The organism is Kitasatospora sp. NPDC101801, assembly GCF_044766665.1.
Lineage (GTDB): Bacteria > Actinomycetota > Actinomycetes > Streptomycetales > Streptomycetaceae > Kitasatospora.
In genome coordinates this window covers 145428-158439 of record NZ_JBIWML010000009.1, presented here as the reverse complement: position 1 = coordinate 158439, position 13012 = coordinate 145428, and the positions used below count along the sequence as shown (strand labels likewise).

At 73.6% G+C, this 13012-nt stretch carries 12 protein-coding genes; 4 read left to right on the top strand and 8 right to left on the bottom strand.

Going from position 1 to position 13012, the window contains the following annotated elements:
• Position 1: 1 nt before the first annotated feature.
• Genes ACIRPK_RS14395 through ACIRPK_RS14385 form a run of 3 tightly spaced genes read left to right on the top strand, consistent with a single transcriptional unit; the run spans position 2 to position 3491 of the window.
• Positions 2 to 1537 carry an amino acid adenylation domain-containing protein gene (locus ACIRPK_RS14395; RefSeq protein WP_403037735.1) on the top strand — a complete coding sequence of 512 codons (1536 nt, stop codon included), beginning with the start codon at positions 2 to 4 and terminating at the stop codon, positions 1535 to 1537.
• The gene (locus ACIRPK_RS14390) at positions 1534 to 2739 is read left to right on the top strand and encodes an ATP-grasp domain-containing protein (RefSeq protein ID WP_403037732.1); all 1206 of its coding nucleotides are present in this window, start codon (positions 1534 to 1536) and stop codon (positions 2737 to 2739) included. The genes ACIRPK_RS14395 and ACIRPK_RS14390 overlap by 4 nt, the downstream gene beginning before the upstream one ends.
• Positions 2736 to 3491, top strand: coding sequence for a 4'-phosphopantetheinyl transferase family protein (locus tag ACIRPK_RS14385; protein ID WP_403037729.1), 756 nt, complete (start codon positions 2736 to 2738; stop codon positions 3489 to 3491). The genes ACIRPK_RS14390 and ACIRPK_RS14385 overlap by 4 nt, the downstream gene beginning before the upstream one ends.
• A 15-nt stretch (positions 3492 to 3506) precedes the next feature.
• Here the strand turns inward: ACIRPK_RS14385 and ACIRPK_RS14380 are convergent, their stop codons facing one another.
• Both ACIRPK_RS14380 and ACIRPK_RS14375 read right to left on the bottom strand, forming a co-directional pair.
• Complete coding sequence (locus tag ACIRPK_RS14380) at positions 3507 to 5165, bottom strand: long-chain fatty acid--CoA ligase (protein WP_403037726.1); 1659 nt, start codon at positions 5163 to 5165, stop codon at positions 3507 to 3509.
• 142 nt (positions 5166 to 5307) lie between these two features.
• The gene (locus ACIRPK_RS14375; protein WP_403037723.1) at positions 5308 to 6288 is read right to left on the bottom strand and encodes a DUF1906 domain-containing protein; all 981 of its coding nucleotides are present in this window, start codon (positions 6286 to 6288) and stop codon (positions 5308 to 5310) included.
• Between the two features lie 236 nt (positions 6289 to 6524).
• Between ACIRPK_RS14375 and ACIRPK_RS14370 the strand changes: the two genes are divergently transcribed.
• On the top strand, positions 6525 to 7367 hold the full coding sequence (locus ACIRPK_RS14370) for an EamA family transporter (protein ID WP_403037721.1): 843 nt from the start codon (positions 6525 to 6527) through the stop codon (positions 7365 to 7367).
• Between the two features lie 214 nt (positions 7368 to 7581).
• Here ACIRPK_RS14370 and ACIRPK_RS14365 read toward each other — a convergent pair whose 3' ends face one another.
• From ACIRPK_RS14365 to wrbA, 6 genes are all read right to left on the bottom strand, one after another.
• Positions 7582 to 7911, bottom strand: coding sequence for a hypothetical protein (locus ACIRPK_RS14365; RefSeq protein ID WP_403037718.1), 330 nt, complete (start codon positions 7909 to 7911; stop codon positions 7582 to 7584).
• A gap of 510 nt (positions 7912 to 8421) precedes the next feature.
• Positions 8422 to 9648, bottom strand: coding sequence for a 3-hydroxybenzoate 6-monooxygenase (locus ACIRPK_RS14360; protein ID WP_403037716.1), 1227 nt, complete (start codon positions 9646 to 9648; stop codon positions 8422 to 8424).
• Between the two features lie 51 nt (positions 9649 to 9699).
• A complete protein-coding gene (locus ACIRPK_RS14355; protein ID WP_403037713.1) occupies positions 9700 to 10797 on the bottom strand; it encodes a transaldolase family protein in 1098 nt (365 codons plus the stop codon).
• Complete coding sequence (locus ACIRPK_RS14350; protein ID WP_403037711.1) at positions 10797 to 11558, bottom strand: SDR family oxidoreductase; 762 nt, start codon at positions 11556 to 11558, stop codon at positions 10797 to 10799. Before ACIRPK_RS14350 ends, ACIRPK_RS14355 begins: the two co-directional genes overlap by 1 nt.
• A 34-nt stretch (positions 11559 to 11592) precedes the next feature.
• The gene (locus tag ACIRPK_RS14345; protein ID WP_403037708.1) at positions 11593 to 12093 is read right to left on the bottom strand and encodes an AtaL-like protein; all 501 of its coding nucleotides are present in this window, start codon (positions 12091 to 12093) and stop codon (positions 11593 to 11595) included.
• 185 nt (positions 12094 to 12278) lie between these two features.
• Complete coding sequence (gene wrbA, locus ACIRPK_RS14340) at positions 12279 to 12896, bottom strand: NAD(P)H:quinone oxidoreductase (protein ID WP_403037706.1); 618 nt, start codon at positions 12894 to 12896, stop codon at positions 12279 to 12281.
• Positions 12897 to 13012 lie beyond the last annotated feature (116 nt).

Below are 13012 nucleotides of genomic sequence, written 5' to 3'. Positions count from 1 at the left end.
GATGGCCGACCGGCCCACCCTCTACGAACGCTTCGCCGACACCGCCGCCCGCCACCCCGGGCTGGCCGCCCTCGAGCTCGGCGAGGAACGCCTCAGCTACACCGAACTCGCCGAGGAGGCCGCCCGGACGGCGGCCCGGCTGCTGGCCGCGCTGGACGGCCGACGCCCCCACCGGGTCGGGGTGCTGGCCAACCGCAGCGTCGCCGCGTACGCCGGCTACCTGGCGGCCAACCGGCTCGGCAGCGCCGCCGTCCCGCTCAACCCGGGCTTCTCCGCCGAGCGGCTGGCCACCACCGTGGCCCTGGCCGAACTGGACGTGGTGCTCGCTGACGCCCCCACCGCCGACCTGCCGGTGCCGGTGGTACGCGCCGACGCGCCGCTGGCCGCCGACGCGGCCGCGAGCGTGCCGGTCCACCTGCCCGGGCCGGACGACATCGCGTACATCGTCTTCACCTCGGGCTCGACCGGCACGCCCAAGGGCGTGCCGATCCAGCACGGCAACGTCGCGGCGCTGCTCGACTACGCGATCGCGCGCTACGAGCTCGGCCCGGGGTGCCGGCTGTCGCAGACCTTCGACCTGACCTTCGACCCGACGGTCTGGGACATGTTCTCGGCCTGGGGCTCCGGCGCGACCCTGGTGGTCCCCACCCGGAACGAACTGGTCCGCCCGGCCCGCTTCATCGAGCACCGCCAGATCACCCACTGGTTCTCGGTGCCCTCGGTCATCACCTACGCCGAACGGCTCCGGGACCTGACCCCGGCCGGCATGCCCAGCCTGCGCTGGAGCCTGTTCGGCGGCGAGCAGCTGACGCTGGAACAGATCCGGATCTGGCGGGCGGCCGCGCCGCAGAGCGTGCTGGAGAACCTGTACGGCCCGACCGAGGTGACGGTCGCCTGCACCCAGTACCGGCTGCCCACCCGGCCCGAGGACTGGCCGAGCTCGGCGAACGGGACGGTCCCGATCGGGACGCCCTACCCGCACCTGGACTTCCTGGTACTGGACGAGGACGGCAGACCGGCCGATGAGGGCGAGCTGTGCGTGCGCGGTTCGCAGCGCTTTCCCGGCTACCTCCGGCCGGCCGACAACAGCGGGCGGTTCCTGTCCTTCGCCGACGGCCGGGCCGTGCTGCACGAGGCTGGCGGTCCGCCAGGTCCGGAGCTCTACTACCGCACCGGGGACCGGGTGTCCCGGGTCGGCGACGCCCTGGTCCACCTCGGCCGGCTCGACCAGCAGGTGAAGGTCCGGGGCCACCGAATCGAGCTCGGCGAGGTCGAGGCCGCGCTGCGCGCGCTGCCCGGCGTCGGGGAGGCCGTGGTGCTCGCCCTGCCCGACGCCTCCGGCGAGGTGGCGCTGGAGGCGTGCTACACCGGGCCCGGCCAGGACCCGGTGGCCCTGCGCGGCGCGCTCGGCGGGCGACTGCCCGGCTACATGGTGCCGCGCGGCTTCACCCGGCTGGACGCCTTCCCGCTCAACCCCAACGGCAAGACCGACCGCCGGGCCCTCGCCCTCGAACTCGCCGAGCGGGGGCAGCGATGAGCGCGACCGTGGTGCTGATCGGAGCGGCGCCGATGGCCGAGGGGTACCTCAGGGCCGCCGAGCGGCTCGGGCTGCGGGTCGGTCTGGTGGAGACCGCCGACCGGGCCGCCGCGCTGCGCGGGCGGTACGACTGCGTGGTGGACACGGCCGAGGTCGACCCGGCCCTCGCCGGGCGTGACGACGGCTGGATCCGGCCCACCGACGCGCTGGTCCGGAGGCTGCGGCCGGACGGTGTGCTCGCCTCCTCGGAGATCCACGTGCTCGCCGGGGCGATGGCCCAGGAGCAGCACCGTCTGCCGGGCCCTGGGCTCGACGCGGCGGCGGTCTCCCGGGACAAGGCCCAGCAGCGCTTCCGGTTCGCCGCCGCCGGGCTGGCGCAGCCGGAGCACCTCAAGGTGCCCCGGCTGTCCGCCGCGACCGACTGGGCGTCAGCCCGGCTGCCCGTGGTGGTCAAGCCGCTGAACCGGGCCGGCAGCGACGGCGTGGAGCGGATCGGCAGCCCTGCCGAGTGGTCCGACGCGGTGCGCCGCCGGGAGGCGGAGGGGCAGCTGCTGGTGGAGGAGTACGTCGAGGGGCAGGAGTACTCCTGGGAGGGCCTGGTGGCCGACGGCCGGGTCTGCTTCGGCAGCCTGACCCGCAAACTCACCACCGGCGCACCGGACTTCGTGGAGCTCGCGCACTTCTCCGGGCACGAGCGGGTCGACCCCGGCCTCGGCCGGGCCGCCGACGCGCTGGGCCAGGCCGTCGCGGACGCGATCCGGATGCGCACGGGGATCATGTTCGTGGAGTTCCGCACCAGGGGCGACGATCTGGTGATCATGGAGGTGGCGGTCCGGGCGCCGGGCGACCACTGCATGGACGCGATGTCGATCGCCTACGGCGTGGACCTGTTCGGTGAGGTGCTCAACCTCGCGGTGGGCAGCGCCTTCCGGCCGGCCCCGGAGCTGGAGCCGAGGTACTCGGGCAGCTGCTTCCTGGTCGCCGACCGGCCCGGCGTGCTGGAGTCGGCCGGCGAGACCGAGTGGGCGGCCTGGCCCGGCGTCGTCCGCAGCGGCGTGGACGCCCGGCCGGGCACACCGGTCGGGCCGCCCCGGTCCTCCGCCGACCGGCTCGGCTGGGCCCTGCTGGACTGCCCCGATCCGGCCGAACTGACCCGACTGGTGCACCGACTGCGCTCGGTACGGCCCGTGTTGGCCCGATGAGCGGGGGCGCGGGCGCGGGTCGGGCCAGGGTCTGGCGGGTCGAGGTCACCGCACTCAGCGCTGCGGCGGCCACCGAGGCCCGGTGGGTGCTGGACCGGGAGGAGACCCGGCGGGCCGCGACCTTCGTCCGGGCCGCCGACCGGGAGCTCTACCTGGTCGCCCACGTGGCGCTCCGGGTGGTGCTGGCCCAGGCCCTGGGCCGGCCCGCCCACCGGGTGGAGTACGGCCGGGCCGACTGTCCGGGCTGCGGCGGGCCGCACGGCCGTCCGGTGGCCGTCGCCGAGCGGGCGCCGGAGTTCTCGCTCAGCCACACCGACGGGCTGGCGCTGATCGCGCTGGCCGACCGGCCGGTCGGGGTGGACGTCGAGCGACGCGCCGTCTTCACCGGGTCCGACGGCCCGGACATCGCGGCGCAGCTGCACCCGGCCGAGCGGGCCGCACTCGCCCGGCTGCCGGAACCGCGGTGGGCGGACGCGCTGCTGGCCTGCTGGGTCCGCAAGGAGGCGCACCTCAAGGGCACCGGCATCGGCCTGGCCGACGGCCTGGCCGGACACCACGTGGGCTTCGGCCCGGAGTCCGGCTCCTGGGCCGGCCCCACGCCCGCGGGGCCGGCCGGCTGGGGCCTGGCCGGGGTGCCGGTGCCGGCCGGGTACGGCGCGGCGGTCGCGCTCAGGTCGACGGCCGGGACCGCCCCGCAGGTGCGCACGGACGATCTCGACCTGGCCGGCGCGCTGGCCGCCGCTCGGTGCTGAGCACCGGCCGGCCGGTCACCTGCCGAGGAGCGTCACGTCCAGGTCGTCGGCCGCGTACTGGGCCCGGATGACCTTCTTGTCGAACTTGCCGACCGAGGTCTTCGGGACCGACTCGACGATCGACCAGCGCTCGGGCAGCTGCCAGGACGCGATCCGGCCGGCGAGGAAGGCCCGCAGCTCGGCGAGGCCGACGGAGGCACCGGGCCGCAGCACCACGGTGGCCAGCGGACGCTCGCCCCACTTCTCGTCCGGCACCGCCACCACCGCCGCCTCGGCCACCTCCGGATGGGCCATCAGGTGGTTCTCCAGCTCGACCGAGGAGATCCACTCACCGCCGGACTTGATCACGTCCTTGGCCCGGTCGGTCAACGTCAGGTAGCCGTCGGGGGTGATGGTGCCGACGTCACCGGTGCGCAGCCAGCCGTCCGGGCTGAACTTGTCCTCGGGGCGCTCGGGCTGCCGGCCCGCGCCGGCGAAGTACGCACCGGCGATCCACGGCCCGCGGACCTCCAACTCACCCGCCGAGACGCCGTCGTGCGGCATCCGCTCGCCGCCGGGCCCGATCAGCCTGGCCTCCACCGAGGCGGGGAACAGGCCCTGGCTGACCCGGTAGGGCCACTCCTGTTCCGGCGTCAGACCGGCCGGCGGCTGGGCGAAGGAGCCGAGCGGCGAGGTCTCGGTCATGCCCCAGGCGTGCACCACCCGGATGCCGTGCCGCTCCTCGAAACCGCGCATCAGGGCGGGCGGACAGGCCGACCCGCCGATCACCACCATCCGGATCGAGGAGGTGTCGTAGGAGCCCGCGTCCAGCTCGTCCAGCAGGCCGTTCCAGATGGTCGGCACGGCGGCGACCACGGTGGGCCGCATCCGGTCGATCATCTCGGCCAGCGGCTTGGGCTGCAGGAAGCGGTCCGGCATCAGCAGCCCGGCGCCGGACATGAAGGCGGCGTACGGCAGGCCCCAGGCGTTCACGTGGAACATCGGGACCACCGGCAGCGCCAGGTCACGGGCCGTCAGGGCGAAGCTGTCGGCGGAGTTCACCTGCATGCAGTGCAGGTAGACCGAACGGTGGCTGTACGCAACGCCCTTGGGGTCGCCGGTGGTGCCCGAGGTGTAGCAGAGCGCGGCGGCCCGGCGCTCGTCGATGTCGGTCAGCCACGGGTAGTCGGTGGGCCGGTCCGCGATCAGCGCCTCGTACTCGTGCACCCGGCCGGCGAAGCCGTCCAGCAGCGAGCGGTCGCCCGGGCCGTTCACCACGATGTGCCCGAGCGTCGGGTTGAGCTGCGGCAGCACCGCCGCGAGCAGCGGCAGCACACTGCCGTCGACCAGGATCACCCTGTCGGCGGCGTGGTTGACGATGAAGGACAACTGGTGCCCGGGCAGCCGCAGGTTGAGGGTGTGCAGCACCGCGCCCATCGACGGGACGGCGAGGTACGCCTCCAGGTGCTCGGCGTTGTTCCACATCAACGTCGCCACCGTGCTGCCCTCCACCACGCCGAGCTCGTCCCGCAGCGCGTGCGCCAACCGCCCGGCCCGTGCCCCGACCTCGGCGTAGCTGCGGGACACCGGGCCGGTGCCGTCCCAGGTGGTGACGGTGGAGTTGCCGTGCAGGGTCGAGCCATGCGTCAGAATCCGGGCGACGGTGAGCGGTACGTCCTGCATCGTGCTGAACACGCGGGTCCTCCTTGACCGGGCGGGCGGGGCAGCACGCCACGACTACTGGCGGGTAGTGAGATGCTGCTCGGCCCCGATTGTGACGTCAAGGCACCGGACTGTCAGCGGTGAAAGTCACCTCTCCGGGACGGATCGCCCGAGCTCAGGTCGCCACCGGCCCGTCCAGCTGGTTGCGGTCGATGCCGAGGGTGGCGCCGCCCCAGGTCTCCTGGACGTTGCCCTGGTACTGGTGGATGCGCCGGCGGTCGGACCACTGACCGGCATCCAGGCCGCTGACCCCCGCGGTGTCCGCGCGGCCGTCCCAGCGGGCGTACCAGATGGCGTCGGGGAGCGGGGAGCTGCCCGCGCGGGCGGCGGCGGCCAGGTCGGCGATACCGGAGTCCGCGCTGGAGTAGAAGCCGGAGCGGAAGCCCTCCTGGTGCAGCTTCTGCGTCCAGCCGACGGTGAAGTCCACCACGCTCTGGGCGCAGGCCCGGTCGCCCCGGGGATAGGACTCGATGTCCAGGTAGACCGGGCTGCCCGGGCCGAGGCCGAGCGCGCGCAGGGCGGCGGCCGCCTCGGCCGCCTCGGTCTGGCCCTGCCGGACGGCACCGGCCGGGTCGATCCGCTTCGGCTTGTTGCCGAGCGTGCTGCACGGGGCCTGCAGGCCGACGTGGGTGGGCATCAGCTGCCAGCCCATTCCCCGGATCCGGCGGACCCAGTCGGCGGTCAGCCGGGGCTGCGAGCAGCCGCGCTGGCCGCCGCTGACGTAGATGCCGACCGCACCGTAGGGGGAGCTCTGCTTCCAGGCCGCCATGGTCTCCGGCGACGGGGCGGTGCAGGCGTCGAAGCCCGGCCCGCTGAACACCTGCCGGGCCGCGAGCGCCCTCGTCCTGGAGCGGTCGGCGAGCACGGTGGCCCGGAGCACCACGGGGGCCGGGGCCGGCGGAGCAGCGGCGGCCAGCGGGGCAGCGGCGGCTGGCGCAGCGGCCGGCGCAGCGGCCGGGGGCGGCCCGGCCGGGCCGGGCGCGGCGACCGCCACTGGCTCCGCGGCCGAGGCGGTGCTGCCGTCGGGCAGCCCGTCCGTGGCGAGCAGCAGGACGAGGGAGGCCGCGGTGAGGGCAGCGGGGCCCAGAAAGCGCATCACCTTTCGATACTGACTGTTCGTCAGACAAATGCGAGATCCGACCGGTGAATTCACCCGTCCGCACCCGCCGGGTCAGGTGTTTGCCGGGCCTACGATCCTTACGCGAGACTGACCGGTATGTCCCGTCCCGACCTGTCCGCCGGCCCGGCCGACCGCGCCACCCCGCAGCGCACCGGCACCACCGGCACCGCGCTGCCCACCGCTCCCCGAGGCTCCGCCCGGATCCCGGCCCCGTGCTCTGCGTGGTGGCGATGTTCGCCGTGCAGCTCGGCATCGCGCTGTCCAAGCCGCTGTTCGGACAGCTCGGGGTCGGCGGGGCGACCTTCCTCCGGCTGGCCTGCGCGGCGGCGCTGCTGCTGGTGCTGACCCGGCCGGGACTGCGCGGACGAAGCGCGCGGGAGCTCGGCTCGACCGCCCTGCTCGGGGTGGCCTCGGCCGGGATGACCCTGCTGTTCGCCGGGGCGGTGGACCGGTTGCCGATGGGCACGGCCGCGACCATCGAGTTCCTCGGCCCGCTGGGCGTGGCGCTGGCGCTCTCCCGCCGGGTGACCCATCTGCTCTGGGCCCTGCTGGCGGGCGGCGGGGTCGCGCTGCTCACCCTGCTGGGCGAGGGCGGCCACGGGGGCGGCGGCGGTCTGGACCCGGTCGGGCTGGCCTGTGCCTTCGGTGCGGCCGCCTGCTACGCGGGGTACATCCTGCTGACCGACCGGGTCGGCGCCACCTTCCAGGGCTTCCAGGGGCTCGCGGTCTCACTGTCCGTCAGCGCGGTGCTGCTGGCGCCGTTCGGCGCGGTCGAGGCCTGGGACGGGCTGACCACCAGCGGCTCCCCGGTGCGGCTGCTGCTCGCGGTGGCCGGAGTGGCGCTGCTGCTGCCGGTGATCCCGTACGCGCTGGAGATGACCGCGCTGCGCCGGCTGCCGCAGCGGGTGTTCAGCGTGCTGGTCAGCCTGGAGCCCGCGGTGAGCGCGCTGATCGGTCTGCTGGTGCTGCACCAGCTGCTCGGACCAGCCCAACTGGCCGGTATCGCCTGCGTGGTGCTGGCCAGCCTGGGCGCCACCCTGAGCGGCCGGCGCTGACCGGTCGGCCCGGAGCGAAGGCCGGAGCGGCGGCCCGGACATGCCCGTGGGCGGTGCCGTCGAACGGCACCGCCCACAGAGGTCGTGCGCACTGAACCGGGAGTGAGTGACCCTCTCCACCCCGTACGGCTTCGGTCGGTCGTGCGGCCGGGTGCTCAGCTCACCCGGGGCCGCTCCCGCTGCCCGGCGCCCCCGCCGGACGGCTGGGGACCGCTCAGTGGAAGACCGGCGCGAAGACGAAGTTGAAGTCGCGGTTGCCCTGGTCGCTGAAGATGAACCCGGCGTTGTCCTTGACCTGCAGGTTGTTGTTCTGGTTCGACGCGCCGGAGCCGGTGGCCACCTGCTGGGTCTGGTTGTAGTTGCCGGTGACGGTGCCGAAGATGTTCCCGCTGCCGATGTTGGACACCACGCTGCTGTTGGAACCGTCTCCCGCCAGGGCTCCGTTGTCCGCCGAGGCGGCGCCGGCGCCCACGAGCAGCAGGGCGGCTGCGAGCGGGGCGGCGGCCAGCAGGCCGACCAGTCGGGTGGTGCGAGTGCGAGCCATGTAAAGCCTCCAGATAGCTGCTGCGGTACTTCCGGTACTGCGCTCACTGCTTGTACTGCACAGGTACTGCGGTCCTGCTTGCCGAAGTTCGCGGCCAGACGAACAACGACGGGGCTGCGACGCCGGGGACCACATTTCCGCAACAAATCGACAAAGCGCCAGTACCGGCCGGCCTTTTCGCCCATTAGCGTGACGTGACCCCGGATCCGCATAGTGCGGGAACCGCCGGTTCGTGGGCAGACACACCGGTGCCCACCTGCGGTTCCCTTCGAACGGCGGCAGCGCGGTGCGGCCTTGAGACCAGCGCGTCGAAAGGATCACCCACCCGTCGCGCGCCACCCCGGCGCACTCACCTGTCACGCACGCCCTCCGGGGCGCGAACCGGCCATTCCGGCCGGAGTGTTCGGCCATCGGACCGATGCATAGGACAGTGATTTGAATGACAGGAATTCTGTCATTCCGAGAAAACGCGGGCCGGACCCCAGGGGGCGTGGGGTCCGGCCCGCCGGCTCAGCGGACGGTGCCCGTCCGACGGCCGATCAGCGGCGGCTCGGTGACCCGGCCTTCGCCGACCCGGGCGCCGTGCAGCCACTCGACCTTCCGGTACAGCTCGTCGGGCCGGAGCGCGGCCAGCATCGCGTTGCGCTCCCCGGCCCGACGGCCCTCCGGGTGGTACAGCCGACGGCCCAGCTCCCGGGCGACCACCTGGGCTGCGGCGGTGCGCTCACGCCGCTCACCCACGAACTTCTCGAAGCGCTGCTCGAACTCCCCGGCCTCGGTGCCGATCAGCCCGCCCAGCACCACCGCGTCCTCCAGCGCCTGGCAGGCGCCCTGGGCCGCGTACTGCAGCATCGGGTGCGCGGCGTCGCCGACCAGCACCACCCGGCCGTCGGTCCACCGGTCCACCGGGTCGCGGTCGCAGAGCACCCAGGAGCGCCACTCCTCGCCCAGCTCCAGCAGCCGCCGGGGCACCTCGCCGAGCCCGGGGAAGCCGTTCAGCACCAGGTCCCGTCCGACCGGCACGGCGGTCACCGCCTGCCGCGCGCCGTCGTCCCGGGTCGCCGCCAGGTTCAGGTACCGGCCGCCGGCGATGGGGTAGTGCACGAAGTGCCACTTCGGCCCCGCCCACAGCGTGACGGTGTTCCAGCGCAGCTCGACCGGCACCCGCTCGATCGGGATGACGGAGCGGTAGATGGTGTGGCCGGAGACCTTCGGGGCGCCGTCGCCGACCAGCTGCCTGCGGACCGCCGAGTTGATGCCGTCGGCGCCGATCAGCGCGTCGCCGTGCACCCGCCCGCCGTCGGACAGCCGGACGGTGACGCCGTCCCGGTGCTGCCGGTAGCCCGTCACCGCGGCGCCGGTGCGGAGGTCGATGCCCGGCGTGGCCCGGGCCGCCGCCAGCAGCGGGGCGTACACGTCGGTCCGGTGCACCACCGCGTACGGGTTGCCGAACCGCTCCCGGTAGCCCTCGGTGAGCGGCATCCGCGCCACCGCCTCACCGGTGATGCCGTCCATGAAGCACAGCTCGTCGATGTGCACGGCGCGCTCGCGGACCTCGGCACCGACGCCGAGCCGGTCCAGGGCGTGGAAGGCGTTCGGGGCGAGCTGGATGCCCGCGCCGAGCTCGGTGAAGGTGTCACGGCTCTCCAGCACCACCACCCGGTGGCCCTGCCGGGCGACACCGAGCGCCGTCGCCAGGCCGCCGATGCCGCCACCGGCCAGCAGGATCTTCGCCATCGGAGCTCTCCTCACACGGTTCGGGGCGGATCGGTCGGATCGGACGGCGGGTCAGGCCGCGGTGCCGAACTCGGCCAGCCGGGCCAGCACCCGCTCCAGCAGCGCCGCCCTGGCCAGCCGCAGCCCGGCCAGCGCCTCGTGCTCGGCGGCGGCCAGCAGCTTCGGCAGGTCGACGCCGAACCGGTCCAGGTAGCCGAGCACCTGCTCGGCGTCCGCGTACCCGCCGGCGAACCGGGCCGCCGAGGCGGGCCGGCCGTGGTCGGCGAGGGCGGTCAGGGTCCGTTCGGAGAGCAGGGTGACCGAGTTCGGCGCCACCAGCTCCTCGGCGTAGCGGGTGTCCCGGTACCGACGGTCCATCACCTCGGTGGCGTCCCAGAGCAGTCGCTGCGGTCTGGCCCCGAGCGCGGCCAGGCCGCCCCAGCGGGCCGAGCCGAGCGCTCGCTCGTACCGCCGGTACGCCAGCCGGGCCAGCGCGATCCCGCCCTGGCCCCGGAACGCCCGGGCCTCCGGGGTGCCGATCAGGTCCAGCTCCCGGTCCAGCACGGTGTCCAGCAGGCCGACCGGCAGCCCGGCCACCGAGTTGATCCGGGAGACGTCCACGCCGTTCGCGACGGCCAGTTCGAGACCGGCCAGGAACGCCTCCAACACCTGGCGGTAGCGCTCCTCGGTGAGCACCAGCGAGACGTGCACGCCGATCCCCTCGCCCAGACAGCGGGTGATCGCGGGCAGCGCCTCGGGCGTGGCCGGGATCTCCAGCAGCAGGTTCGGCCGGTCCACCGCCAGGTGCAGCGAGCGGGCCTCGGCCAGCGTGAGGCAGGTGCCCTCGGCGAACGCGGGGTCGATCCTGGCCGAGACCAGCCCGTCCAGACCGGCCGTCCGCAGGTACACCGGCTCCAGCTCCTGGCAGGCCCAGCGCAGGTCACTGATCGTCAGCTCGCGCAGCGCCGTCGCGGCGGTGGCACCGCAGGCGGCCAGCGCGGCCAGCTGCTCGCGGTACGCGTCGCCGTCGCCCAGCGCACCCGTGACCCCGACCACGTACCGGTCGCGGACCAGCCCGGTCAGACCGCCGTCCGCCAGCCGGTCCCGGCCCAGGCCGTCCAACCAGAGCGACACGCCCTCCTCGGAGAGCTCGCGCAGGATCCCGCCCATCAGGCGGTGGCACCGCCGTCCAGCACCAGGTCGTGGCCGACCACGAAGCGGGCCTCCTGGCTGGCCAGCCAGAGCACCGTGTCGGCTATCTCCTCGGTCCTGGCCACCCGGCCGACCGGCAGGCCGGCCCGGACCCGCTCGGAGCGCTGCTGCTCGCTCTCGTCGGAGCGCCGGTCCGGGTCGGTGTCGACCGTGCCGGGGCTGATCGCGTTGATCCGGATGCCGTCCTTGATGTACTCCCGGGCGGCGGTCCTGGTCAGGGTGGAGAGCGCGGCCTTGGAGGCGGCGAAGGCGCCGAAGCCGGGCACCCGGCCGTGGATGCTGATGTTGGCCGCGGTGTTGATGATGACGCCGCCGCCGTTCGCCTTCATGTGCGCGATCTCGTGCTTCATCAGCAGCCAGGCCCCGGTCAGGTTGGTGGCCAGGATGTCGCCCCAGACCGCCTCGCAGACCTCGGCCAGCGGGCTGGCCTGTCCCATCACCCCCGCGTTGTTGAAGGCGATGTGCAGACCGCCGTGCCGCTCGACCGTGGAGCGCACCAGCTTGATGACGTCCATGCCGTGCGTGACGTCGGCCCGGGCGCAGTCGGCGGTGCCGCCCTCCTTCTCGATCAGCGCCACGGTCTCCCGCAGCTCGTGCGGCTCCCGGCCGGCCACCATCACGGTGGCTCCCTCACGGGCGAAGGCCAGCGCGGTGGCCCGGCCGATACCGGAGCCGCCGCCGGTGACCAGGGCGACCTTGCCGTCGAATCGTGCGGTCATCAGGTTCCTCCTGTGGGGGATGGGCGGGGCGGGTTCAGGCCGCGTCGGTCAGCCCGGCGGACGGCCCGGCGAGGGCCGGGCGGGCGGTCCGGATCTCGTCGATCGCGGCCCGCAGCGCATCGGTGAAGTAGGCGTCCGCGGCCTCCAGGAACCTGCTCTCCCGGACCGCCCGCTCGATCCCGGCCGGGGCCAGCTCGACCGAGATGGTCAGCGCCAGGTCGCCGTCCTCGGTCCGGTCGATCCGGTTGCCGATCGACTTGATCTCCGGGTCCCCCGGCTGCCGGTAGAGCACCGACTCCCCCGGCTCGACCTCGACCCGCTGGAACACCGTCCGGCCGTCCCGCACGATGCTGCGGGTGAAACCGCCGGAGAACCGGTCGAGCACCGTGCACTCGGTGATCGCGGGGAGGTACGGGACGGGGTTCTCCGCCTTCGCCAGCAGCTGCCGCCAGAGCCCGCGGGCATCGAGCTGTTGGTGCTCCGGGGTCGTCCCGGAATTGACCGGTACGGTCCAGGCGATGGTCACCGCTGACATCTGTCGTTCCTCCCACCGGAATTACCGAGCCGTGCTCTCTGCACAGAACTCTGGAGGAATCCGGCACCAGCGGCAACAATGGTTCGGCTACTTCGTCAGCTGGCCCGCCGGCCGAACGAAAGAGGGGATTCCGGAAGAATCCGGAATCCCCTGCGTCCGTTCACGGAAGATCGTCGCGACCGGCCTCAGATCGCGGCCAGGCCCACCTTCAGCGCCGTGGCGATCTGCACCGCGCGCCGGGTCTGGTACGCGATCGCGTCCAGGTTCTCGTCGTTCGGGGGACCGACCAGGTTGTTGGAGACGTGGCTGGTGCCGTACGGGTTCCCGTTGCTCGGCGCGAACTGGATGCCGTCCGAGTAACCGGGGGCCACGATGATCGCGCCCCAGTGGTAGAAGGTGTTGTTCAGCGCCAGCAGGGTGCTCTCCTGGCCACCGTGCAGGGTGGAGGTGGAGGTGAACGACGAGACCACCTTGTTCACCAGCTTGCCCTGGAACCACAGGCCACCGGTGGTGTCGATGAACTGCTTGAGCTGGGCGGCCGGCAGGCCGAACCGGGTCGGGGTGCCGAACAGGACCACGTCGGCCCACTCCAGGTCGTCGAGGACGACCTCGACCACGTCCTTGGTGGCCTCGACGTGCTCGGCCCACTCCTGCTTGGCGGCGACCACGGAGACGGGGGCCAGCTCGGCGACCTTGCGCAGCCGGACCTCGGCGCCCGCCTTCTCGGCCGCCGCGGCGGCCTCCTCCGCCAGCTTGTACACGTGGCCGGTGGACGAGTAGTAGATGATGGCGACGTTGGTCACGGTCGCTGCTCCCCTTCGGAATTCGTCAGATCCGGGATCCCTGCGGTCACCCCGTCCCCTCGACTGTCCCGCAGCCACCGAACGGGTCGCAATGGCGGATCATCGACTTCATCACC

What these genes read in the sequence shown, in the direction of transcription:
- ACIRPK_RS14395 (WP_403037735.1), top strand. Translation starts at nt 2, where the DNA reads ATGGCCGACCGGCCCACCCTCTACGAACGCTTCGCCGACACCGCCGCC.
- ACIRPK_RS14390 (WP_403037732.1), top strand. Translation starts at nt 1,534, where the DNA reads ATGAGCGCGACCGTGGTGCTGATCGGAGCGGCGCCGATGGCCGAGGGG.
- ACIRPK_RS14385 (WP_403037729.1), top strand. Translation starts at nt 2,736, where the DNA reads ATGAGCGGGGGCGCGGGCGCGGGTCGGGCCAGGGTCTGGCGGGTCGAG.
- ACIRPK_RS14375 (WP_403037723.1), bottom strand. Translation starts at nt 6,288, where the DNA reads ATGCGCTTTCTGGGCCCCGCTGCCCTCACCGCGGCCTCCCTCGTCCTG.
- ACIRPK_RS14365 (WP_403037718.1), bottom strand. Translation starts at nt 7,911, where the DNA reads ATGGCTCGCACTCGCACCACCCGACTGGTCGGCCTGCTGGCCGCCGCC.
- ACIRPK_RS14360 (WP_403037716.1), bottom strand. Translation starts at nt 9,648, where the DNA reads ATGGCGAAGATCCTGCTGGCCGGTGGCGGCATCGGCGGCCTGGCGACG.
- ACIRPK_RS14355 (WP_403037713.1), bottom strand. Translation starts at nt 10,797, where the DNA reads ATGGGCGGGATCCTGCGCGAGCTCTCCGAGGAGGGCGTGTCGCTCTGG.
- ACIRPK_RS14350 (WP_403037711.1), bottom strand. Translation starts at nt 11,558, where the DNA reads ATGACCGCACGATTCGACGGCAAGGTCGCCCTGGTCACCGGCGGCGGC.
- ACIRPK_RS14345 (WP_403037708.1), bottom strand. Translation starts at nt 12,093, where the DNA reads ATGTCAGCGGTGACCATCGCCTGGACCGTACCGGTCAATTCCGGGACG.